Source organism: Mesorhizobium sp. WSM4841 (assembly GCF_055811515.1).
Genome location: NZ_JBVVQC010000081.1, coordinates 1 through 1,412, shown reverse-complemented (window position 1 = coordinate 1,412; position 1,412 = coordinate 1). Strand labels below are relative to the sequence as shown.

Here is a 1,412-nt window from a genome sequence, read left to right as displayed (position 1 = left end):
TTGTATGGGGCTTTCGCTGTCAAGGGGCCTTTTCAAGGCGGCCATCCCTTTGTTCGACGGTTTGGCGGCCATCCCTCCGTCCCGACCTGCTTTTGGAGGGAGCGTCGCGCGCAGAGCCTGTCCAGGATGCCGCTTGCGGCACCGGCGGAGCCGGCGCGGGCACGCGTCCTGGACGGGGTCGAGCCCGGCGCTATCGTTACCGGTCAGGGGCGTCATGACAGCCTCGCAATTGCAGCATCGGCTGGTTTCGGTCAGGCCGGCCGGCGGCTGGCGGCGCAAGGGCGACCTGAGGGGGAACCTGCCTGGCGTGGCGCCAGCGCGCCCACAACCTTGTATTCGGCGGATCGCGGCGATCCGAACCCATGATGCAGTCATGCGCATCGGCGGCAAGGCTCCTCGGAGGCGGTTCCCATTCTCTCCCGCGCGCATGGGATATCATGCCATAGGTGGCTTGCGGGTCACCGCCGCCTCGGATCGTCCTGGCATTGCTCCGCCGCGGGCGGATGGATGCCGGACCTGTTGTGGCGTGGGCTCCTTTAGCCGGTTTCGTTTCGATCGTTCATGCCGCGGGGCGCAGGATGGCGCCAGCCGGCACTTCGCCGGCGCTCACATAGCGCCACAGCGCGATCAGCAGCTTGCGCGCCAGGGCCACGATCATGGTCTTGCGCAGGTTGCGCTGGAGCCCGGCGGTGCGCTGCGCGAACCACTGCGCCAGGGCGCTGCCCTTCTGGAACATCAGCCAGCGCCAGGCGAGCTGGATCATGCCGCGCCTGACCCGCGCATTGCCGGCCCGCGCCAGCCCTTTCTCGCGCCGTTTGGAGCCGCTCTCGTCCGGCGCCCCGGTCAGCCCGGCATAACGGGCCACCGCGCGGCGGTCGCGCAGATTGCGCGACAGGATCTCATGCACCAGCATGTCGGCCGTCTCGATGCCGATGCCCATCACCCTGGCCAGCATCAGCACCATGGGATGGCTGCCTTCCCGCGGCGCCCGCGCCAGGCGCTCCAGGCGCGTCTTCTCGATCTCCTCGAGCTGCGCCCGGATCAGCCGCAGCCGCGCCATGTCGCGGCGCAGTTCGGCCAGCGTGTTGGGTGGCAGCGGCACCCCTTCGGCGCCACGCAGCTGTTCCAGCCGCTCCGCCGCCTTCTTCAGCTTCACATTGAAGCCGCGGACGCCAAAGCGCGCCAGCGTCGCCTGCATCCGGCTGACAAGGCTGGTGCGCTCGCCAACCAGCGTCTCGTGCTCGCGATTGGCGCGCCGCGCGTCCTCCTCCTCGATCGTCGGGATCGCCACCATGCCGCAGTGCCTGGCCTCGCCGCGCAGCCAGCCTACAAACGCACGCATCAGCAACTGCGTGTCCAGCCGGTCCGACTTCGCCCGCCGGTGCTCGCGCGACACCGGGATGCTGGCCGCG

1 protein-coding gene is annotated in these 1,412 nt (G+C 69.5%); it reads right to left on the bottom strand.

Annotated features, from left to right (window positions below; all coding sequences use genetic code 11):
* Positions 1-559 precede the first annotated feature (559 nt).
* On the bottom strand, positions 560-1,412 hold an 853-nt coding region (locus AC0L14_RS34700; protein ID WP_473752220.1), incomplete at its 5' end, for a transposase.